This is a genomic window from uncultured Roseobacter sp. (assembly GCF_947496515.1).
Lineage (GTDB): Bacteria > Pseudomonadota > Alphaproteobacteria > Rhodobacterales > Rhodobacteraceae > Roseobacter.
On the sequence record NZ_CANMDB010000002.1, the window covers coordinates 26301 to 48521 of the forward strand.

Annotated in this window: 20 protein-coding genes; 16 read left to right on the forward strand and 4 right to left on the reverse strand. The window is 64.1% G+C overall.

The features are described from left to right. Positions 1-67 precede the first annotated feature (67 nt). The 14 genes from rpmI (at position 68) to Q1A53_RS03810 (ending at position 15552) form a co-directional block, all read left to right on the forward strand. Positions 68-268, forward strand: coding sequence for a 50S ribosomal protein L35 (gene rpmI / locus Q1A53_RS03745; protein ID WP_027263382.1), 201 nt, complete (start codon positions 68-70; stop codon positions 266-268). A gap of 15 nt (positions 269-283) precedes the next feature. Further along, positions 284-649: a 50S ribosomal protein L20 gene (gene rplT, locus Q1A53_RS03750; protein WP_299963125.1), complete on the forward strand. Its 366-nt coding sequence runs from the start codon at positions 284-286 to the stop codon at positions 647-649. Between the two features lie 134 nt (positions 650-783). Further along, the gene (locus Q1A53_RS03755; RefSeq protein WP_299963127.1) at positions 784-1704 is read left to right on the forward strand and encodes a lysophospholipid acyltransferase family protein; all 921 of its coding nucleotides are present in this window, start codon (positions 784-786) and stop codon (positions 1702-1704) included. A 247-nt stretch (positions 1705-1951) separates the two neighbouring features. After that, a complete protein-coding gene (locus Q1A53_RS03760) occupies positions 1952-2758 on the forward strand; it encodes an ABC transporter substrate-binding protein (protein WP_299963128.1) in 807 nt (268 codons plus the stop codon). 3 nt (positions 2759-2761) lie between these two features. Next, a complete protein-coding gene (locus Q1A53_RS03765; protein WP_299963130.1) occupies positions 2762-3571 on the forward strand; it encodes an amino acid ABC transporter permease in 810 nt (269 codons plus the stop codon). Then, the gene (locus Q1A53_RS03770; protein WP_299963132.1) at positions 3558-4286 is read left to right on the forward strand and encodes an amino acid ABC transporter ATP-binding protein; all 729 of its coding nucleotides are present in this window, start codon (positions 3558-3560) and stop codon (positions 4284-4286) included. Before Q1A53_RS03765 ends, Q1A53_RS03770 begins: the two co-directional genes overlap by 14 nt. 62 nt (positions 4287-4348) lie before the next feature. Beyond that, the gene (gene glgB, locus Q1A53_RS03775) at positions 4349-6514 is read left to right on the forward strand and encodes a 1,4-alpha-glucan branching protein GlgB (RefSeq protein WP_299963134.1); all 2166 of its coding nucleotides are present in this window, start codon (positions 4349-4351) and stop codon (positions 6512-6514) included. Between the two features lie 75 nt (positions 6515-6589). Continuing rightward, entirely contained in the window at positions 6590-8956 is a 2367-nt protein-coding gene (gene gghA / locus Q1A53_RS03780; protein ID WP_299963136.1) for a glucosylglycerol hydrolase, read from the forward strand. Between the two features lie 261 nt (positions 8957-9217). Beyond that, positions 9218-10291, forward strand: coding sequence for a phenylalanine--tRNA ligase subunit alpha (gene pheS, locus Q1A53_RS03785; RefSeq protein WP_299963138.1), 1074 nt, complete (start codon positions 9218-9220; stop codon positions 10289-10291). Positions 10292-10436: 145 nt separating this feature from the next. Next, positions 10437-10688, forward strand: a complete 252-nt coding sequence (locus Q1A53_RS03790) for a hypothetical protein (RefSeq protein WP_299963140.1) — start codon at positions 10437-10439, stop codon at positions 10686-10688. 105 nt (positions 10689-10793) lie between these two features. Next, positions 10794-13193, forward strand: a complete 2400-nt coding sequence (gene pheT / locus Q1A53_RS03795; protein ID WP_299963141.1) for a phenylalanine--tRNA ligase subunit beta — start codon at positions 10794-10796, stop codon at positions 13191-13193. A 59-nt stretch (positions 13194-13252) separates the two neighbouring features. Then, positions 13253-13702, forward strand: coding sequence for a YtoQ family protein (locus tag Q1A53_RS03800; RefSeq protein WP_299963142.1), 450 nt, complete (start codon positions 13253-13255; stop codon positions 13700-13702). A gap of 174 nt (positions 13703-13876) precedes the next feature. Then, positions 13877-14305: a large conductance mechanosensitive channel protein MscL gene (mscL, locus tag Q1A53_RS03805; protein ID WP_299963143.1), complete on the forward strand. Its 429-nt coding sequence runs from the start codon at positions 13877-13879 to the stop codon at positions 14303-14305. A gap of 152 nt (positions 14306-14457) precedes the next feature. Next, the gene (locus Q1A53_RS03810) at positions 14458-15552 is read left to right on the forward strand and encodes a sodium-dependent bicarbonate transport family permease (RefSeq protein ID WP_299963144.1); all 1095 of its coding nucleotides are present in this window, start codon (positions 14458-14460) and stop codon (positions 15550-15552) included. 44 nt (positions 15553-15596) lie between these two features. Here the strand turns inward: Q1A53_RS03810 and ald are convergent, their stop codons facing one another. After that, positions 15597-16715: an alanine dehydrogenase gene (gene ald / locus Q1A53_RS03815; RefSeq protein ID WP_299963145.1), complete on the reverse strand. Its 1119-nt coding sequence runs from the start codon at positions 16713-16715 to the stop codon at positions 15597-15599. A 141-nt stretch (positions 16716-16856) separates the two neighbouring features. On the opposite strand from ald, the gene Q1A53_RS03820 reads away from it, so the two are divergent. Continuing rightward, positions 16857-17315, forward strand: a complete 459-nt coding sequence (locus Q1A53_RS03820) for an Lrp/AsnC family transcriptional regulator (protein ID WP_299963146.1) — start codon at positions 16857-16859, stop codon at positions 17313-17315. A gap of 13 nt (positions 17316-17328) precedes the next feature. On the opposite strand, the gene fnrL is transcribed toward Q1A53_RS03820, so the two are convergent. Next, the gene (gene fnrL, locus Q1A53_RS03825) at positions 17329-18072 is read right to left on the reverse strand and encodes a transcriptional regulator FnrL (RefSeq protein ID WP_299963147.1); all 744 of its coding nucleotides are present in this window, start codon (positions 18070-18072) and stop codon (positions 17329-17331) included. Between the two features lie 64 nt (positions 18073-18136). Here fnrL and hemN point away from each other — a divergent pair, with 64 nt between their 5' ends. After that, positions 18137-19492 (forward strand): oxygen-independent coproporphyrinogen III oxidase, encoded by a 1356-nt coding sequence (gene hemN / locus Q1A53_RS03830; RefSeq protein ID WP_299963148.1) that lies wholly within the window; start codon positions 18137-18139, stop codon positions 19490-19492. Between the two features lie 5 nt (positions 19493-19497). Here hemN and Q1A53_RS03835 read toward each other — a convergent pair whose 3' ends face one another. Then, positions 19498-21078 (reverse strand): ABC transporter ATP-binding protein, encoded by a 1581-nt coding sequence (locus Q1A53_RS03835; RefSeq protein WP_299963149.1) that lies wholly within the window; start codon positions 21076-21078, stop codon positions 19498-19500. Beyond that, entirely contained in the window at positions 21075-22199 is a 1125-nt protein-coding gene (locus Q1A53_RS03840; RefSeq protein ID WP_299964419.1) for an ABC transporter permease, read from the reverse strand. Before Q1A53_RS03840 ends, Q1A53_RS03835 begins: the two co-directional genes overlap by 4 nt. Between the last annotated feature and the right edge of the window lie 22 nt (positions 22200-22221).

Genomic DNA, 22221 nt, shown 5'->3' on the forward strand with positions numbered 1-22221 from the left:
CTAGCTTGCGTGGCCGGCCAAAGTGGCATGCCGAGTCGCGCAGATACCGCCAACCAAGGAGACGGAAATGCCCAAGATGAAGACGAAATCGAGCGCCAAGAAGCGCTTTAAGGTGACGGCCACCGGCAAAGTCATGGCTGGTCAGGCAGGCAAGCGCCACGGGATGATCAAGCGCACGCGCAAGTTCATTCGTGATGCGCGCGGGACGACAACACTGTCCGCGCCCGATGCAAAGATCGTCAAGGGCTTCATGCCCTACGACCGCTGATCCAGGAGAACTGATATGTCCCGTACCAAAGGTGGAACCGTCACCCACGCCCGTCACCGCAAGGTCGTAAAAGCCGCCAAAGGCTACTACGGTCGGCGCAAGAATACCTTCAAGGTGGCGCGTCAGGCCGTTGACAAGGCCAACCAATACGCCACGCGCGACCGCAAGAACCGCAAGCGTAACTTCCGCGCGCTGTGGATCCAGCGGATCAACGCCGCCGTGCGCAGCCACGACGAGGCGCTGACCTACAGCCGCTTCATCAACGGTCTGACGCTTGCGGGGATCGAGGTTGACCGCAAGGTGCTCGCTGATCTCGCCGTGCACGAACCCGATGCCTTCGGCGCCATCGTCAAGCAGGCGCAGGACGCACTGGCGGCCTGAGCCGCGTTGCACATCGGTCCGGGCGAGCGCCGAATGGCTTTCGAAAGCCATTCCGCCCGGGCCAGCACGCAGCGCTCTTGAGCCGCGGCGTGCAGATGATAGAAGTCCGGTATCTCTAGCAAGGCATATGCGCCATGGCAGCGACCGGCAAAACATCCTCTTCCTCTGACGACACTGTACCCCTGCAGGATCGGCTCGTCAGCGCGATGATCATCGGGATCATCCGCATCCTGACATTGCTGCCTTACCACAAGCGGGTGCCCACCAGCGGCTGGGTCATCAGCCGGATCGTGGGCCCTGTGATTGGCTACCCGCGCCGGGTCCACGACAATCTCACGCTGATTTTCCCGCAGATGGCGGAGGCCGAGAAGGCGCGGCTCGCCCGTGCCGTGCCCGACCAGATCGGCCGCACCCTGGCGGAGCTCTTCTCGCCGAAGGATCTCGTCAAGGTTGCAGCCCGGACCCCGGTGCGGGGTGCCGGGATCGAGGCCGTCGACGCCGCGCGCGCGGCGGGCCGCCCCATCATCATCGTCTCGGGCCATTTCGGAAACTATGACATTGCCCGGTCGATCCTGATCCAGCGGGGGCACCGGGTGGGCGGGCTGTACCGCAGTATGAACTACCGCGGGTTCAACGATTTCTACGTCTCGCGGATCAGTCAGGTGGGCACGCCGCTTTTCCTGCGGGGTCGGCGCGGCATGGGCGAGATGCTCAAGTTCCTGAAGGCAGGTAATGCCATCGCCCTGCTGATCGACCAGCATATGAAATCCGGAGCACCGCTGACGTTCTTTGGCCAAACCGCCTACACGGCACTGTCCGCGGCAGAGCTTGCGCTGCGGTATGACGCGCTGCTGGTGCCATGCTACGGGGTGCGTCAGCCCGACGGTCTGAGCTTCGAGGTCGTGATCGAGGCGCCGGTGCCGCACACCACCCCCGAAGAGATGACCCAGGCCCTCAATGACAGTCTGGAGGCGCAGGTGCGCGCACATATGGATCAATGGCTCTGGGTGCATCGCCGCTGGAAACAGGGCAGGGCGCGCGACAGGGCCCTCTGACATACTGTCCTGATCCTGGCGCCGACCCGGCCCTCGGGCCGGGCAGCCCCCGATCCTCCTCGATGGAGGTGAGGGGGCTTGCCTGCCCTCGGCCTGGTCTGATCAATCGCCACCCGACACCGGGGCAGGGCCGGTTTTTTCAGCGCACCATGCACGGGCCGACGCCTGTGGGCACAAGGGGCTGGCCCCGCGCGAACAGGCGTGATCAGATACGGCGCAACACAGGACAAAACGGGGAGCTGTCATCATGTGGAAATATCTGTCATCGCAAGCGATCGCGGCGGTGCTGATCGCGGGCAGTGCTGCGGCGCAATGCGCCGCCGACAAGACCTTGACCGAAGGCAAACTGACCATCGCCACCGGAAACCCGGCCTACTACCCTTGGGTCATCGACGATGCGCCCGAAAGCGGGCAGGGGTTCGAGGCGGCCGTGGCCTACGCGCTGGCCGAGCGCATGGGGTTTGACGCGGGCGATGTGATCTGGACGCGCACGTCCTTCGATCAGGCAATCCAGCCCGGCGCCAAGGATTTCGACCTCAACCTCCAGCAGTTCTCCATCACCGAGGAACGCGACAAGGTCGTGGATTTCTCTACCCCCTATTACACGGCCCCCATGGCGGTGCTGGTGCGGGGCGGCGGTGATGTCAGCGCGGATCTGGACAGCCTGCGGCAGTTGCGTTGGGGGGTCATGGCAACGACCACCGCCTTGCCCGTCGTGATGCAGACCATTGCTCCTGCCACGGGGCCGCTCGTCTATGATGACAACGTCAACGTGGTCGAGGCCATGAAGGCGGGCCAGGTGGATGCGGCGCTCTTTGATCTGCCCACAGCGCTCTATCTCGCGGCAGCGGTGCTGGAGGGCGGGCAGGTACTTGGCCAGTTTTCCGCCGATCAGACCGAAAACCCCGACCGCTTCGGCATGCTGATGACCGAAGGTAACCCGCTCAAGGCCTGCGTGGATGAGGCGCTGGCCGCGCTCGCCGCGGATGGCGCACTGGCGGAGATCGAGGCCACCTGGCTGCAGGAAGCCACGGGCGTCCCGCTGATCAAATAAGGCGTGAACCGCAGGCAGGCATATGAGGCGGCGGAGCGGCGGCGATCTCTGATCGTCGCTGTGCTGAGCACCGCCGTCGTTGCAGCCGGGCTCATCCTGCTGGTGCCGCTTGCCCCCGGCTGGCCCGCGGTGCGGGCGAGCTTTTTCGATGGGGGTATCTTTGTGGATACCTTTCCCACGCTGCTGCGGGCTTTTGCGATTGATGTCATGATCTTCGCCTGGTCGGTGCCGCTGATTTGCGCGACGGGGCTGGCGATCGCTCTGGCGCGGGGGGCGCGGTCGCCCGCGCTTTTTCCGCTCCGGATCGCCGGGGCCGTCTATGTGGATGTTTTCCGCGGCGTGCCGGTGGTGCTGACCATCTATCTGATCGGGTTCGGGGTGCCGGGGCTGGGACTGCCGCGGCCCTGGAACTCGCCCTATATCTGGGGCACGGTCGCGCTGGTACTGACCTATTCCGCCTATATCGCGGAGGTTTTGCGGTCGGGCATCGAAAGCGTCCACGAAAGCCAGCGCAACGCCGCCATCTGCCTTGGCCTGAGCGAGCGCGACACCATGCGCTACGTGATCCTGCCGCAGGCGATCCGCCGCGTGGTGCCTGCCAATATGAACATGCTCGTGGCGCTGCAAAAGGACGTGGCGCTGCTGAGCTTTATCGGCCCGGTGGAGATTTTGCGTCAGGCGGGCATCTACAAGAGCCTGCTGGCGAATTTCACGCCTTACGTGGTTGCCGCGGTGATCTTTCTGGCGGTGACCGTGCCTGCCACGCGCTACGCGGATCATCTGCTGAACCGGGACCGCAATGCCCGGCGCTAAGCTCGTTCTGCGGGACGTGCGCAAGTCCTTTGGCGCTCAGGAGGTGCTGCGCGGCATCGACATGCAGATTGCCGCGGGCGAGATGGTCTGCCTGATCGGTGCGTCCGGCTCCGGCAAATCGACGCTGCTGCGCTGCATCAACCAGCTGGAGCCCATCGACGACGGCACTGTGCTGCTCGACGGCGAGGATATCTCGGAACCCGGGCGCGATCTGGCGGCCATACGGCAGCGTATTGGCATCGTCTTTCAGTCCTATAACCTCTTTCCGCATATGACCGCCCTTGAGAACGTTATGCTGGCGCCGCGCCGGGTGTTGGGGCAGACGGACACCGCTGCAGCCGAGCGCCTCTTTCAGCAGTTCGGGCTGGACGCCCATATGAGCAAATATCCCGATCAGCTGTCGGGCGGGCAGCAGCAGCGGGTGGCCATCGTCCGGGCGCTGGCCATGCAGCCCGAGATCATGCTGTTTGACGAGATCACCGCCGCGCTCGACCCGGAGCTGGTGGGCGAAGTGCTGGAGGTCCTGCGCCGTCTGCGGTCGGGTGGCATGACCATGGTGCTGGCGACCCATGAGATGGGATTTGCCCGTGAGCTGTCGGATCGCATCTGTTTCATGGATGGCGGCGTGATCGTCGAGGAAGGCGCGCCCAAGCAGATCTTTACCGCGCCACAGGTCCCGCGCACGCAGGCCTTTCTGCGGTCCGTGCTTCGGTAGGCCTTTCTGCGCTGCAGCGCTTGCATTCCGCGCCCGCGGCCATAGTCTTTGAGGTGATGGAGATGAAATCCCCCGAGATCGACCTGCTGAGCGATCTGTGCGCCGCCAGATTGGCTGAGCCCCGTTCGGTCCTCGGGCCGCATGTGTCGGATGGTGTCCGCACGGTGACCGTCTTTGTGCCGGATGCGGCGCGGGTGGCAGCGCTGACGGATGCGGCGCGGGTCGAACTGGTGCCGGTTGACGGGACCGACGGCGTGTTCCGCGGCCCTGTCGACGGGACCTACCACCTTGAAGCGACCAGTCCCGATGGCTCTGTCTGGCAGTTTGAGGATCCTTACCGATTTCCGCCGGTGCTGAGCGATTTTGACCGCCATCTCATCGGCGAGGGCACACATCAGCAGCTTTGGCGCGTGTTGGGCGCGCACCCGGTGACCCACGCGGGCACGGCAGGGGTGCACTTCGCTGTCTGGGCGCCGCAGGCGCAGCGCGTCTCCGTCGTGGGGCCGTTCAACGGGTGGGACGGGCGGCGCCACCCGATGCAGCGGGTCGGTGCGCTATGGGAGATCTTTCTGCCCGGTCTGAGCGCAGGCACGGTTTACAAATATGAGATCATCGGCGCCGACGGCACCCTGTTGCCGCCCAAGGCCGATCCCGTGGGCTTCGGGTCCGAGCATCCGCCGGGCAATGCCTCTGTCGTGCGCGCGCTGCCAGCTTATGACTGGGCCGACGCGGCGTGGATGGATGCGCGGGCCCGGCGGGATCTGCGGTCCGAGCCTGTGTCCATCTACGAAGTGCACCTGGGATCCTGGCGGCGCAGCGCACAGGGGCGCGCGATCAGCTACAGTGAGGCGGCCGAGACGCTCGTCCAATACGCGGCGGACATGGGCTTTACCCATATCGAGTTGATGCCCCTGCACGAACACCCCTTTGACGGCTCCTGGGGCTATCAGCCGGTGGGGCTGTATGCGCCCACCGTGCGGCATGGCCCGCCCGAGGGGTTGCGCGCGCTGGTGGATGCGGCGCATGGGGCGGGGCTGGGGGTGATCCTCGACTGGGTGCCGGGACATTTCCCCACGGACGATCACGGGCTGGGCCGGTTCGATGGCACACCGCTCTATGAGCATGCGGACCCGCGCGAGGGGTTCCACCCGGACTGGAACACCTACATCTACAACTACGGTCAGCGCGAGGTGGCGGGCCATCTGGCCGCCAATGCGCGCTACTGGCTTCAGGAGTATCACTTCGACGGTCTGCGCGTGGATGCGGTCGCCTCCATGCTCTACCGCGACTACAGCCGGGCGGAGGGCGAATGGATCCCCAATCGAGACGGTGGGCGCGAGAATTACGAGGCAATGGCGTTTCTGCGCGCGGTGACGGACATGGCGCAGACGACCTATCCGGGCAGCATCACGGTGGCGGAGGAAAGCACCGCTTTTCCGGGCGTGACGGCGCCGGTGGATCAGGGGGGGCTTGGGTTCGGGTTCAAGTGGAACATGGGCTGGATGCACGACACGCTGAGCTATCTGTCCCTGCCGCCGGAGCACCGGGCAGAGCATCACCACCGCATGACCTTTGGGCTGACTTATGCGTTTTCAGAGGCTTTCGTGCTGCCGATCAGCCATGACGAGGTGGTGCACGGCAAGGGCTCGATGCTCGCGCGCGTGCCGGGCGAGGGGGCGGCGCGCTTTGCCGGGCTGCGGGCCTACTACGGGTTCATGTGGGGCCATCCGGGCAAGAAGCTTTTGTTCATGGGGCAGGAATTTGCCCAGGCCGCAGAGTGGGACCATGAAGCCGAGCTGGACTGGGGCGCGCTGGAGCGACCGTTGCACGAGGGTGTGCAGCGGCTGGTGCGCGATCTCAACGGGATCTACCGCGACCTGCCCGCGCTGCATGCGCAGGACTGTGACGCGGCCGGGTTCCAGTGGATCGAAGCCGATGACACGGCGCGGTCTGTCTATGCGTGGATCCGCCGGGGCGGGGGTGGGGAGGCCGTGGTGGTCTGTAACTTCTCGGATCGGGCGCATGGCGCCTACCGGCTTGGCCTGCCGCAGCCCGGGCGCTGGCGCGTCGCACTGAGCACCGATGCGGTGGCCTACGGTGGCGAGGGACGCGATACAGGCGGCACTATCGAGGCGACGGACGCGCCGCATCAGGGCCAGCCCGCAAGCGCATTGCTAGACTTACCGCCCTCTGCCACTCTGATCCTTGTGCCCCCGGGCACAGACTAAGTGGTGTGCCCGGGGGCGCAGAATAATCTCCGTGCCGGACGGCACGGTGGCCCGAAGACCTAGAGAAAGAGACCGATGACACTCAAGAACGACATCATCTTTGTGGAGACCGCAGCGCAAGCGGAGGCCGATGCCGCACAGGATGCGCTGACCATGGCCGAAACAAGCTTTGACGCCGAGCGCCGGATTGCGGCGCGGTTGGGCGGTCGTGTCGAAGGAGATCTGGCGATTTTCGGCTACTGGACGCCGGAGCTTCTGGATGCGCGGGTGCCGTCGGGCGACATCTTTCTGGAAATCCTGCGCCCGACAGAGCCGCTCGATCTGACCCGCGCCCATCAGACCGTGAGTTTTGAGCGGGCCTGGGTCCCGGTGATCCGGCAGGAGGCGCATTGCTTCACAGCCGTTTCGGGCATGCGGGTGGGCACGCGGGAGAGCATCGGTGATTTCTACGCGCTGGCCTGGCGTGACGCGGAGGATCAATGGCACCGCATATTTGACCCGCTCGCCATGTCGCTGCCCTTTGGTGCGATGGCCCCGGCGGAGCTCTACGATGTGGCCGCGATGCAGGCCGCGCGAGGCGATGCTGCCTACTTCGAGGCGCTCAAATCCGATGTGCCGCACAAGGTCGGCCCGCCCGTCAACATCCTGCAGATTCATGTGCCGACAGCCACGGCAGGCGGGACGCTCGCGAGCCTCACCCGGCACTACCAGCGGCTCGCCGAACGGGTCTCGCGCGATCTGCCGCTGGAGCCTGCAGATCAGCTCTTTCTGGGCTATGACGCGGTGCAGCTTTTGCCAGTGGAGCCCACGACCGTCTACGAGGCCGGGCCTGATTTCTGGGAGGAGGCCGATGGCGACAGCGAGGCGGTCATTGTCTCGCTCTTGCGGCCCGATACCACCAATTGGGGCTATGACATCGTCATTTCCGGGATGGCGACCGTGAACCCGGTGCTGCTGGAAAGCGGCAGACCGGATGAACTGGTGGATCTGGCGGCGGTGTTGCACGGGTTTCCCAGCAAGCCCAAGCAGCTGATCTTTGACGTGGTGTTCGGGCATTCGGACAATCAGGGTCTGCGGGCGCTCAACGGTCACTTCTTTGGTGGGCCCAATATGTACGGGCAGAACCTCGATTATCAGAACCCGGCGGTGCGCGCGATCCTGCTGGAGATGCAGCGGCGCAAGGTGAACTTCGGTGCCGATGCGGTGCGGGTGGACGGTGCTCAGGATTTCAAATGGTGGGACGGCGCGGCACAGGAGCTGCGCCACGACGATGACTACCTGCAATCCATGGCCGATATCGTGCAGGAGGTCGCGGGCACCGAGTACCGCCCCTGGTTCATCTTCGAGGACGGTCGGCCCTGGCCCGATGAGGACTGGGAGCTGTCCTCCACCTACCGCGCGGTGATCGAGGGGCAGCGCGATGACGACGTGTTTCAGTGGGGGCCGCTGACCTTTGCCCATAACACGCCGTTTCTCTATACGTTCTGGCTGTCGAAATTCTGGCGTATCCGCGAGATGGTGGAGGTCGGTGCCAACTGGATTTCCGGGACGTCGAACCACGACACGCTGCGCCGCGGCACGCAGGTGAGCCCCAAGCTCAACGTCAACACACGGCTGGGGCGCAGCCGGATGGAGATCCTCGACAAAGCCTATGACAACCCCGCGGTCCACGTGCTGACCTATGTGGCGCTGCCCGGTGTGCCGATGGATTTCCTCAACGCCATGGCGCGGGCCAGCTGGGGCTTCATCCGCAATCAGGACGACCGCTACGGGGTCAAGGTCGTCTCAGAAGAGGCGATCAGCCTCAAGTGGCAGGTGGATGAGTACAGCTACTCCGTGCCCGGCAATTTCCGGCGGCTCAAGGAGCTGGGGTTCGAGACGCGCGAGGAGCTGTCGCGTTTCATGGATTTCCTGCCTGCGCTGGTGGAGGTCACCGAATACGATCTGGACGAGATCGTGCGGCTGCTGCGCACCTCCGAGCCACCCTTGGCGGGGCCGGAGTTCACGGTACCTGCCCTGAAGCAGATCGCGCGCGCGTGGATGGATGACATGCACGAATATTGCAACGTGTCCAATTCGCTGCCCGCGCTAGATGCTGCTCAGGCCGAATTCTGTCTGCAGACCCGGAATTTTCGGCGGGCGCGACCCTGGTTGCAGAAAAACTATGGGGCCAAGGACCGGTTTGATTATCTCCATCCCATAGAGGGACGCACGGTGTTCACGGCGCTGCGGCACGGGCCGGAGGGGGAGCAGATCTTTGCCGTCGCGCATATGGAAGGCAAACCGACGGCGGAGATGGACCCGTTGACCCTGCCGGTGCCTGGGATCGAGGGGGAGGGATGGAAACTTGCCTTGCGCACGCCCTCCATCGGGTCTGACTACACAGGCGGGCCGCTGACGCTGAGCGATTCCATGGCGCTGGTCTTTTCGCGGCAAATCTAGCAGGGCACACGCGTTCCGGGCGTTTAGAGGGTGCAAAGGAGTGCGCCTTCGGGCCAAAAGGGGGAAAGCCCCCTCCCCTCCATCGAGGAGGGTCGGGGGCTGCCCGGCCCGTGGGCCGGGCCGGACGGGTGTCCAACGGCGCCTCACAGGCCCGATGCCGGTCCCCGTCCCTTTGAACCTGCCCGGTCTGGTGACCCCGCGGCTTGCAATCAGCGGCCAGTCTGCTAGCACCTGCGCACCTTTGGACGTGGAGCGGCAGGGATGGACGATCTCAAGCAGAAATACCTGGCCCAGGTGGCCGATGCGGGTGATGAGGCCGCGCTGGAGGCCATCCGTCTCGCCGCCGTTGGCAAGAAGGGCGAAGTGGCGCTGAAGATGCGCGAGCTGGGCCGTATGACCCCGGAGGAGCGGCAGGTCGCAGGCCCCGCGCTCAATGCGTTGAAAGATGAGATCAACGCGGCGCTGGCAGCCAAGAAAGCAGCGCTCGCGGATGCGGCGCTCGATGCGCGGCTGCGCGAGGAGTGGCTGGATGTGACACTGCCTGCCCGGGACCGGCGGCAGGGCACGATCCACCCCATCAGCCAGGTGACCGAAGAACTGACGGCCATCTTTGCCGAAATGGGGTTTTCCGTCGCCGAAGGACCACGGATCGACACCGACTGGTACAACTTCGACGCGCTCAACATCCCCGGTCATCACCCCGCACGGGCCGAGATGGATACATTTTACATGCACCGGGCGGAAGGCGATAATCGCCCGCCCCATGTGCTGCGCACCCATACCAGCCCCGTGCAGATCCGTTCCATGGAGAAGATGGGCGCACCCCTGCGCATCATCTGCCCGGGTGGCGTCTACCGCGCGGATTACGACCAGACCCACACACCCATGTTCCACCAGGTCGAAGGGCTGGCCATCGACCGCGACATCTCCATGGCGCATCTGAAATGGGTGCTGGAAGAATTCGTGAAGGCCTATTTCGAGGTGGACGGTGTGGATCTGCGCTTTCGCGCGTCGCACTTTCCCTTCACCGAACCCTCGGCGGAAGTGGACATCCGCTGTTCCTGGGAAGGCGGTACGCTCAAAGTGGGCGAGGGGGATGACTGGCTGGAGATCCTCGGCTCCGGCATGGTGCACCCCAATGTCCTCAAGGCCGGTGGCATCGATCCCGATCAATGGCAGGGGTTTGCCTTTGGCATGGGGATCGACCGGATCGCGATGCTGAAATACGGCATTCCCGATCTGCGCGCCTTTTTCGACAGTGATCTGCGGTGGCTGCGCCACTACGGGTTTGCGAGCCTTGATCAGCCGACGCTGCACGGCGGTTTGAGCCGTTAGGCCACGCTGGCTGAGGCAGTTTTCGAAGGCCGGGGCGCTTTTGAGTCTGTGCCGAGGATCACCCCGTCAGCCCGATGGCATCTTCACCGGGCAGGTTTTGCACCAGCTCTCGACAGGCGTGTGTTGCCGTGTTAAGATTCTCGTCATGATAGAAGATGATGCGCCCGACAAGGGCTTTCGGATCCTGCTTGTGACCGTCATGTTGTGCCTCATTTTCGTGGCACATGTCTTCATGTGGCTGTCGGACATGCCGCGCGATCTGAAGATCGTCTTTACCGTGCTGAACGTGCTGGGGTGGACCATCGTGCTGGCCCCGATCCTGCTGGTGGACCGCTGGCTGGCAAGCCTGCGACGGCGTAACGCCGAAGATCCCGAGGAAGAGCTGTCGCCGGAGTAAACCCCGCGCTGGCCTGCACGGCCCCCTTCGTCTCAGCTATCACTTTCCCCCCGGGGGGCTTTCCGCTATCAGGGCGCGAAACCGATATGACCCTGGTGCGATCCGATGAAATTCACGCTCTCCTGGTTGAAAGACCATCTCGAAACCTCTGCCACGCTCGAGGAGATCACCGAGGCGCTGACCGACCTTGGCCTGGAGGTCGAAGGTGTCGAGGATCGCGCAGCACGACTGCGGGATTTCACCATCGGCTACGTCAAATCGGCAGAGCAGCACCCCGACGCCGACCGGTTGCGGGTCTGTCAGGTGGAGACCGACGACGGGCTGACCCAGATCATCTGCGGTGCGCCCAACGCGCGGGAGGGCATCACGGTTGTGGTCGCAAAACCGGGTACTTATGTGCCGGGCATCGACACCACCATCGGTGTGGGCAAGATCCGCGGGATCGAGAGTTTCGGCATGATGGCCTCGGAACGCGAGATGGAGCTCAGTGACGAGCATGATGGCATCATCGAACTGCCCAGTGGCACGGTTGGCCAGCGCTTCACCGACTGGCTGGCCGAGAATGATCCGGCCAAGGTGGACCCGGTCATCGAGATCGCGATTACGCCCAACCGGCCCGATGCGCTTGGCGTGCGGGGCATTGCCCGTGATCTGGCGGCGCGGGGGCTCGGACGGTTGAAAAAACGCGATGCGGAGCCTGTGGAGAGCCGGTTCCCCTGTCCTGTGTCAGTCACCATTGACGGCGATACGCTGGCGCAGTGCCCGGTGTTTTACGGTCGGGTCATTCGCGGGGTGAAGAATGGCCCTTCGCCCGACTGGCTGCAGGACCGGCTGCGGGCGATCGGCCTGCGCCCGATTTCGTTTTTGGTCGATGTGACGAACTTTTTCACCTACGATCGCAACCGCCCGCTGCACGTGTTCGATGCGGACAAGATCGCGGGGAACACCCTGCGCGTCCATCGCGCCGAAGGGGGTGAGACGCTCGTGGGGCTCGATGAAAAGGAGTATACCTTCGAGCAGGGCATGACCCTGATCTCTGACGACGCGGGCGTGGAGAGCATCGGGGGTGTCATGGGGGGGCTTGCGTCCGGCTGCACCGACGAGACGCGCGATGTGTTCATCGAGGCGGCCTATTTCAACCCGGTGCGCACGGCCTACACCGGGCGCGCGCTCAAGATCAATTCCGACGCGCGTTACCGGTTCGAGCGGGGGATCGACCCTGCCTGGACGCCCTACGGGATCGAGCACGCCACCCGGATGATCCTCGATCACGCGGGCGGCGAGGCCTCCGAGGTGATCGTAGCGGGAAGGGTGCCCTCGACGGAGCGGTCCTACCGGCTTGATGCCGCGCGCGTCCGGTCGCTGGTCGGCATGGACATCCCGGAAAGTGTGCAACGCCAGACACTGACGTCGCTGGGGTTCGTGCTCGAAGGCAATATGGCACAGGTGCCCAGCTGGCGGCCGGACGTGCAGGGCGAGGCGGATCTGGTGGAGGAGGTGGCGCGGATTGCGTCGCTCACCAAGCTGCAGGGCAAACCTCTGCCCCGGCTCACGGACGGTGTGCCCAAACCGATCCTGTCGCCCATGCAACGCCGTGAGGCGGCGGCACGGCGGACCTGTGCGGCCCTCGGGTACAACGAATGCGTCAGCTACAGCTTTATCGATCACAAGGCCGCAACCCTCTTTGGTGGCGGCGAGGATGCAACGCAGCTCGACAACCCGATCAGCAGTGACATGAGCCACATGCGCCCCGCGTTGCTGCCCGCGCTGCTGCGCGCGGCGGCCCGCAATCAGGCGCGTGGCTTTGCGGATCAGGCGCTGTTCGAGGTGGGACCCGCGTTTCACGGTGGGGAGCCGGGGGAGCAGCATCTTCTGGTGAGCGGTCTGCTGGTGGGCCGCACCGGCCCGCGGGATGTGCACGGCACGGCGCGGCCTGTCGATGTTTTCGACGTGAAGGCCGATGCCGAGGCTGTTCTGGCCGCCATGGGTGCCCCCGCCAAGGTCCAGATCCTGCGCGGCGCACGGGAGTGGTGGCATCCGGGTCGGCACGGGATGATCTGTCTGGGACCGAAAAAGGTGCTGGGCGTCTTTGGTGAACTGCACCCCCGGGTGCTGGCGGAGATGGATGTGAAAGGCCCTGCGATGGCCTTCACCCTCTGGCCCGAAGAGGTGCCACAGCCGCGCAAATCAGGGGCCACGCGCGGTGCGCTCAAGATCAGCGATCTTCAGGCGGTGGAGCGTGACTTTGCCTTTGTCGTGGATGCCGAGGTGGAGGCGCTGACGCTCGTCAATGCGGCAATGGGGGCGGACAAGGCGCTGATCGAGGACGTGCGGATTTTTGACGAGTTTATCGGCGGCAGCCTCGGCGACGGCAAGAAATCCATCGCCCTGACCGTGCGCTTGCAGCCGCAGACTGAAACGCTGAAGGACAAGGACATCGAGGCCATCGGTGAAAGGGTGGTTGCCAAGGTCACTAAGGCCACCGGTGCCGTGCTGCGCGGATAGGACGCGACGGGCGTGTCCCGCGCGCTATCTGAGTGCTGCACGTAAGCAAGGAGAATACCATGACGCTGAAGGTTTATCTGTCAGGCGAAATTCACACTGACTGGCGCGAGCAGATCCAGACGGGGGCCAAAGGGCTCGACGTGCAGTTTGACAGCCCCGTGACCGATCATGCGGCCAGTGATGACTGCGGTGTGGCGATTCTGGGTGGGGAAGAGAACAAATACTGGCACGATCACAAGGGTGCCATGGTGAACGCGATCCGAACCCGCAAGGGGCTGGCGGAGGCAGATGTGGTCGTGGTGCGCTTTGGCGATCAGTACAAGCAATGGAATGCGGCCTTTGATGCGGGATACGCCGCGGCCCTGGGAAAGTCGCTGATCATCCTGCACGGCCCGGATCACGCGCATGCGCTGAAAGAGGTGGATGCCGCGGCCCTCGCCGTCGCACAGGAGCCTTCGCAGGTGGTCGACATCCTGCGCTATGTTCTGACAGGCAGCCTGCCGGGCTAGAGCGGGTCACGCGCGCCCTTTACCTATCCCTCCGCGACGGCCCGCACCTGGGGCAACACCGACATTGGTCGGCGGAAATCCCCGGCAAAACGGGCTCGCCATCTTCAGAAGTTGTGTTAACACTTTTGAGCCGGCCCAGACCAAAGAGGCCGGAAACGACAGGATGAGGGACAAATGATCCAGGAATTTAAAGACTTTATCGCCAAGGGCAATGTCATGGACATGGCCGTTGGGATCATTATCGGGGCGGCGTTTACGGCTATTGTCACGTCTCTGGTGGGCGATTTGATCAACCCGATCATCGCGCTCTTTACCGGGGGGATCGACTTCTCCGGCTGGTTCTATGTGCTGGGCGAGGAGAGCTTCGCCTCCATCGAGGCCGCCACGGAATCGGGCGTGCCCGTCTTTGCGGTGGGCAAGTTTGTCATGGCGGTGATCAATTTCCTGATCGTGGCCTTCGTGGTGTTTCTCCTCGTCAAGATGGTCAACCGGATCAAGGACGCCGCCACCGCCGAAGAAGAGGCAGCGCCCGAAGCCCCCAAAGGCCCGACCGAACTCGACGTGCTGCTGGAGATCCGCGATCAGCTGAAACGGTCTGCCTGACACAGGCGGCAACGCAGGCATCAATTAGGTCGTGACGGCATCGCCCATGGCGGTGCCGTTTTCATTTGAGGGCCGTGGCTTGCTTATTCATCTATTAAATAGAATGATACTGATCAAAACATATATTTTATTTCCATAAGCGCTTGCATCATATGTCCCCGGTACCGGATGAAAAGGGGATCGTGATGGACAGCCTGATAGAGATTGCCAGCACAATGCTGGCACAGATGCAAAAACCGACACTGGCGTTTCTGTTGGGCGGCATGATGCTGGCCGCGCTCGGCAGCAAGCTGGAGGTCCCGGACCCGGTCTATAAGTTCATCGTGATGCTACTCCTGCTCAAGGTCGGGCTGGGCGCGGGGATCTCCGTCCGCGAAGCGGATCTGATCGCTCTGGCGGTGCCTGCCGTCTGTGCGGCACTCGTCGGGATTGGCATCGTCCTTCTGGGGCAGGGGACGCTCGCCCGGTGGCGGGGGGTGTCACAGATGGACGGGATGGCCACGGCGGGGCTCTTTGGTGCGGTATCGGCCTCCACGCTGGCGGCTGGCATGGCGATGCTGGACGCCGACGGGATCTTTTACGAGGGCTTCATCGGTGCGCTCTATCCCTTCATGGACATTGCCGCGCTGGTCACGGCCATCGTGCTGGCGCGGATGAGTGCGGCGCGGAAGGCCGCCGGATCCGTACAGGCGGGCGGTACCATGACCGTGGGCAGCGGTGGCGGTGGTCAAGGCGCGGGATTTGACGGCGATCTGGTGCGCGGCATCCTTGTCGATACCTTCCGCAGCGCTGCTATCTCTGCGCTGTTGCTGGGCATCGCCATCGGTCTTCTGGCGCGGCCCGAAGCAGTCTACGCCAGCTTTTACGAGCCGCTGTTCCGGGGCTTGCTGTCGATCCTGATGCTGGTGATGGGGATGGAGGCATGGTCGCGGCTGTCCGAGCTGCGCAAGGTGGCCCATGCCTATGTGCTCTATGGGCTGACCGCGCCGATCGTCCACGGTCTGCTGGGCTTTGGCCTGGGGATGGTCGCGCATCACCTCACGGGGTTCTCCGCAGGCGGTGTGGTGCTGCTGTCGATCATGGCGGCGTCCAGTTCGGACATCTCCGGCCCCCCCACCATGCGCGGCGCCTTGCCCGAGGCGAACCCGTCTGCCTATGTGGGGGCGTCCACCGGGTTGGGCACGCCGGTGGCAATCCTCAGCATCCCGCTCTTCATGGCCTTGGCGGATAGGTTCATCGGCTTTTAACGCCCACCCGCCCGGCGCCAGCGCGCCGGAGGTTTGCGCCCGGGTCAGTGCTTTAGCGCTGCCTCGGGCGTGATCACGTCAATGCCCAGTGCTTCGCCCACCGCAGCATAGGTCAGCTGCCCTGCATGGACGTTGAGGCCCGCGCACAGATGGGGATCGTCCGAGCAGGCCTGCCGCCACCCCTTGTCCGCCAGCGCCAGCATGAAGGGCATGGTTGCATTGCCCAGAGCGATTGTGGCGGTGCGCGCCACAGCCCCCGGCATATTGGCCACGCAGTAGTGCATGATGCCGTCCACGTCGTAGACGGGATCCCGATGGGTGGTCGCGCGCGACGTCTCAAAGCAGCCGCCCTGATCAATGGCCACATCCACCAGGGCCGCGCCCGGCTTTAGATCTGCCAGTTGCGCGCGGGAAATCAGCTTGGGCGCGGCAGCGCCGGGGATCAGCACGGCCCCGATGATCATATCGGCGGCGTGCGCAAGCTCCATGGTGTTTCCGGCCGAGGCATAGGAGGTCTTGAACGCGCCACCAAAAACATCGTCGAGATAGCGCAGGCGGAGCAGTGACCGGTCGAGCACGGTAACATCCGCCCCCATGCCTGCGGCGATGCGCGCGGCGTGGGTGCCGACGACACCGCCGCCGATCACCACCACGCGGGCAGGTCCGACACCGGGGACACCGCCCATCAGCACGCCGCGCCCGCCGTTGGCCTTTTGCAGGGTCCAGGCACCGACCTGCGGTGCCAGACGTCCTGCCACCTCCGACATCGGTGCCAGCAGGGGCAACCCGCCGCGGTCGTCGGTCACGGTCTCATAGGCGATGCAGGTCGCACCGGAGGCCAGCAGGTCATGCGTCTGATCGGGGTCGGGGGCCAGATGCAGATAGGTAAAGAGCAGCTGACCGTCCCGCAGCATCCTGCGCTCGACCGCCTGCGGCTCCTTCACCTTCACGATCATCTCTGCGGCGGCAAAGACCTCCTCGGCGGTCGGAACGATCCGCGCGCCCACTTGCGTGTAGTCGGCGTCGGTAAAGCCAGCGCCCGTGCCAGCACCGATCTCGACCAGAACCTCATGGCCGTGGTTCACCGCCTCCCGCGCGGCATTGGGCGTGAGGCCAACGCGGAATTCCTGGGGTTTGATTTCTGTGGGGCAGCCGATGATCATGGGGTGTGTCCTCTGTGCTGGGTGCTGATTCAAGCCTAGGGCAGGCAATCCGCAAAAGGGCATCGAAGGTCGCTCGTCTTTCCCGGTATCTTGCGAATATATTTATCCCGATCGGGGAACTGGCAGGAGATTCTTGCAAGAATGGCACTTGATACGATTGATCGGCGGATTCTGAGCGCGCTGCAACGCAAGGGGCGTATGGCCAACGCGGAGCTGAGCGAGGCGGTGAACCTGTCGCCTTCGGCCTGCCACAGGCGGGTGCAGCGGCTGGAGAAGGACGGCTACATCCGTGATTACGTCGCATTGCTGGATGCGCGCAAGATGAAGGTGCCGACGACCGTGTTCGTGGAGATTACGCTGCAGGGCCAGACCGACGAGGTGCTGGACGCTTTCGAAAAAGCGGTCGCGCGGATCCCGGATGTGCTGGAATGCCACCTGATGGCGGGCTCGGCTGACTACCTGTTGAAAGTGGTGGCGCAGGACACGGAGGATTTCGCACGCATCCATCGCCAGTCGCTCGCCCGTTTGCCCGGTGTCGGACAGATGCAATCGAGCTTTGCGCTCCGGACGGTGTTCAAGACCACAGCGCTGCCCGTCTGACGCGACACGCCGGTCAGTTCAGATAGCCGCCGTCGCTGTCATCGCCCGCCTCCAGCAAGAGCCGGTCCATATCAGGGACGGTGATCTGCCGTGAGCCAGTGATCTCGATCACCCGTTCCCGTTTGAGCGCGGACATCTGGCGGCTGACCGTCTCCAGCGTCAGCCCGATATAGTCGGCCATCGCCTCGCGGGTCAGCGGCAGCTCAAAAACCAGACCACGGCCCTGGGCGGCATTGGCAAGGGCGGCATCGCGCCGGGCGATGATGGCCAGCAGGCTCGCGATCTTTTCGCGCGCGGTCTTGCGGCCCAGCACCAGCATCCATTCCCGCGCGGCGTCCAGCTCATCCAGTGTCATTTCCAGCAGGCGATGCGCGATATGCGGCGTGGTATCAATCATCCGCTCAAAGGGCCCGCGGTGAAAGCAGCACATGGTCAGCGCGGTGGTAGCGGTCACGGTATAGGCCGCCGTCGAGCGACCCGGGCGGCCCACGAAATCAGATGGCAGGAGCAGCCCCACCATCTGCGTGCGCCCGTCCTCCATGGTCTGAGTGAGTGCTGCCACGCCCGCGACAACGGAGGCCACGAAATCCATGTGATCGCCCGCCCACATCACCGTCTCGCCCGCACTGTATCGCCGGTAGTATTTGATCTTTTCCAGCAGCGCGAGTTCTGTAGGTTCGCATCTGGCGCAGACCGCCCTGTGACGGATCGGACAATCCGAACAATTCCTGAGGTCGGGGACCACGGCCTGCGACATGTAACGCTTCCTCTCTTTGATCTGTGTCAAGGTTAACTGACAGTTTTTACCCTATGCTACCAGTATGCATATGACATCCAAATTGGCAAAGCTGGGGCTTTTTGACGCGATGGTACCTCGGTACACGAGCTACCCGACCGCCCCTCAGTTCAAACCCTCGATTGGTCCCGCCCAGATGCGGAAATGGGTGGAGGCGATCGCGCCGGGCAGTCGTATTTCGCTCTATCTGCACATCCCGTTTTGCAGGCGCCTGTGCTGGTTCTGTGCCTGCCGGACGCAAGGCACGCGGACGCTGTCACCGGTGGCGGGCTATCTGGATACGCTGATGCGGGAAATCGCGATGCTGGGCCAGCACCTGCCCGAAGGTGTCACACTCAGCCGGATGCACTGGGGCGGGGGGACGCCAACGCTCTTGTCGCCTGAGATGATCACGGCGCTGGCGGGTGCGGTGGCGGAGGTGGCCCCCCTGGCACCGGGGGCGGAGTTCTCGGTGGAGGTGGACCCCAACGAAATTGACGTGGCCCGGGTCGAGGCGCTGGCCCAGGCTGGCATGACGCGGGCCTCCATCGGGGTGCAGGACTTTGATGCGGAGGTGCAAAAGGTCATCGGGCGCGACCAGAGTTTCGAGGTGACAAGGTCAGCCACCGAGATGCTGCGTGGCGCGCAGATTACCTCGCTGAATGCCGATATCCTATTTGGCCTGCCGCATCAGAACGCCGAGCGGATCGCCGCCTCGGTGCAGAAGCTGCTGACGCTGAACCCCGACCGGGTCGCGCTTTATGGTTACGCGCATGTGCCGTGGATGGCGCGGCGGCAGTCGATGATCCCGAGCGGTGCGCTGCCCTCCCCCGAAGAGCGGCTGGCGCTGTTCGAGACGGCGCAACGGCTTTTTGACTGGGACGGGTATGAGATGATCGGGATCGACCATTTCGCAGCCCCGCACGATGGTCTGGCGATTGCGGCGCGCACGGGCCGTCTGCGGCGGAACTTCCAGGGCTATACGGATGATCCGGCAGAGGTGCTGATCGGCCTTGGGGCGTCCGCCATCTCAAAGCTGCCGCAGGGCTATGCGCAGAACGCGTCCGCGACCTCCGCCTATGTCAAGGCGATCGAGGCGGGGCAGTTCGCGGCTGCGCGTGGACACGTCTTTGCGGGTGACGATCTGTGGCGCGCGCGGATCATCGAGGCGTTGATGTGCGATTTCGAGGTATGCCGAGCGGAGATTGACGCACAGTTTCCGCAGTTTCGCACGCGGCTGCCGGGGCTGATGCGATCCGCTGCGGCGCATTTCGGTGACATGGTGGAGGTGAGCGCCACCGGGCTCCGTATTCCGGAGGAGGCGCGACCGCTGACCCGGATCATCGCGCGGTTCTTCGATGCCTACGACATGTCCAAGGCCGGGCACGCCAGCGCCATCTGACAGACTCAGGTCGCGGCTTGCAGCAAGGTGCGGGTGTAATCGTGCTGCGGTGCGTCAAAGACCGCGTCCACATTGCCCACCTCGACCACATCGCCGCGCTTCATCACCATCACCTGATGCGACATGGCGCGCACGACCTTCAGATCGTGGCTGATAAAGATATAGGCCAGCCCGTATTTCCGTTGCAGATCGCGCAGCAGGTCCACGATCTGCACCTGCACGGTCATATCGAGTGCGGAAGTCGGTTCGTCCAGCACCAGCAGGCGCGGGCGCAGGACCATGGCGCGGGCGATCGCGATGCGCTGGCGCTGACCTCCTGAGAACTCATGGGGGTAGCGGTCCATCGTGGCGGGGTCCAGCCCGACCTCCTCCATCACCTCATGCACCAGCTCGCGGGTGTCGCGCCCGGCATCGACCTTGTGAATGCCCAGCCCTTCGGAGATGATCTGGGCGCAGGTCATCCGGGGGCTGAGCGAGCCGTATGGATCCTGAAACACGATCTGCATATCCTTGCGCAGGCTGCGCAGCTGGCGGGTGGACCAGCGCCGCACGTCATCGCCCATGAAGACGATCTGCCCTTCGGAGGCGATCAGGCGCATCATGGCCAGCGCCAGCGTGGTCTTGCCGGAGCCACTCTCGCCCACGATGCCGATGGTTTCGCCCGCGCGGACGCTGAGCGTCGCGTCGTTCACGGCCTTCACGTGACCGATGGTGCGCCGCAGCAGCCCGGCCTGAATGGGGAACCAGATCTTGAGGTTCTGCGCCTCGGCGATGACCTGCGATTGCGACGGCACCGGCGCGGGCGCACCCGAGGGTTCCGCACCGAGCAGCTTGATTGTGTAGGGGTGTTGCGGGGCGGCAAAGAGGCGCTCGGAAGAGTCGCTTTCTACGATCTTGCCGTGCTGCATGACGCAGACGCGGTCGGCGATGCGCCGCACGATGCCCAGATCATGGGTGATGAACAACAGGCCCATCCCCAGCCGGTCCTTGAGATCCTTCAGCAGATCGAGGATCTGCGCCTGGATCGTGACGTCAAGGGCCGTGGTCGGCTCATCGGCGATCAGCACGTCCGGTTCGTTGGCCAGCGCCATGGCGATCATCACCCGCTGACGTTGGCCGCCCGAGAGTTGGTGCGGATAGCTGGTAAGCCGGGTTTCCGCGTCCTGAATGCCCACCTGCTCCAGCAACTCCAGAATGCGGGCGCGGGCAGCCGCCCCGGCGAGCCCCTGATGCAGCGCGATGCTTTCTGCCAGCTGTTTCTCGATCGTGTGCAGCGGGTTGAGCGAGGTCATCGGCTCCTGAAAGATGAAGCTGATGTCATTGCCGCGGATCTTGCGAAGCTGCGTTTCCTTGGCCCCGATCATCTGCTGACCGTCATAGGTGACGGAGCCCGAGACCTCTGCGCTCTCTCCCAGCAGTGCGAGGGTGGAGAGGACCGAGACCGATTTACCCGAACCGCTCTCGCCCACCAGTGCGACCGTTTCGCCGCGCGCCACGGAAAAGCTGACGCCCTTGACCGCTTCGGTCAGCGCACCGTCCTGCCGAAAGCTGACGCGCAGGTCTTTGACCTCCAACAGTGCTGTCATGAAAAGGTCTTTCGCGGATCGAAGGCGTCGCGGATCCCCTCGAAGATGAACACCAGCAGCGATAGCATGATCGCGAAGGTAAAAAAGGCGGTAAAGGCCAGCCAGGGCGCCTGCAGGTTCTGCTTGGCCTGGAGCGTCAGCTCCCCCAGCGATGGCGCGGAGGAGGGCAGGCCGAAGCCCAGGAAATCGAGGATCGCGAGAGTGGAGATGGTGCCAGTGATGATGAAAGGCAGCATGGTCAGCATGGCCACCATCGCGTTGGGCAACATGTGGCGGAACATGATGGTTACGTTACTGACGCCCAGTGCCCGGGCCGCGCGCACGTATTCAAGATTGCGGGCCCGCAGGAATTCGGCCCGCACCACGCCCACCAGCGATGTCCACGAAAAGAGCACCAGCAGGATGACCAGCAGCCAGAAACTTCGCCCCAGAATGGCGAACATGATGATGATCACGTAAAGCGACGGGGTGGAGGACCAGATCTCGATCACGCGCTGAAAGATCAGATCCGTCTTGCCACCGAAGAACCCCTGAACGGCGCCGGCAAAAATACCGATGAGGCTGGCGGCTCCGGTGACGATCAGCGTGAAGAGAACGGACAGCCGGAAACCGTGGATGACCCGCGCCAGCACATCGCGTTTGGTGCCGTCCGTGCCCAGCAGGTTCTGACCGTTGGGCGGTAGGGGCGCTGCGCCGGGACGGTCCACGGCGGTGTTGAAGGAGTAGGGGATCAGGGGCCAGATGGCCCAGCCCCGCTCGATCGCGTTGCCATCCACGATGCCATCTTCGGCATCGACGATGTAGCCTTCGGGGTCGTCAAAACATAAGTCCAGCCCGCCCGTGGCGATCAGGCACTTAACCTCGGGGTCGCGGTAGACTGCTTCGGTCTGGAAGTCGCCGCCAAAGGCTGTCTCGGGGTAGAAGTTCCAGATCGGGGTGTAGTAATCGCCCCGGTACTGAATGAGGATCGGTTTGTCGTAGGCCACGAACTCCGCCATCAGCGAAATGCCGAAGAGGATGGCGAAGATCCACAAGGACCAATAGGCCCGCCGGTTGCGTTTGAAGTTGCGCCAGCGGCGCTGGTTGAGCGGCGACAGCCAGCCCTTGCGCGGTTTTTTCATCACCGGTGGCGGCGCGCTCTGG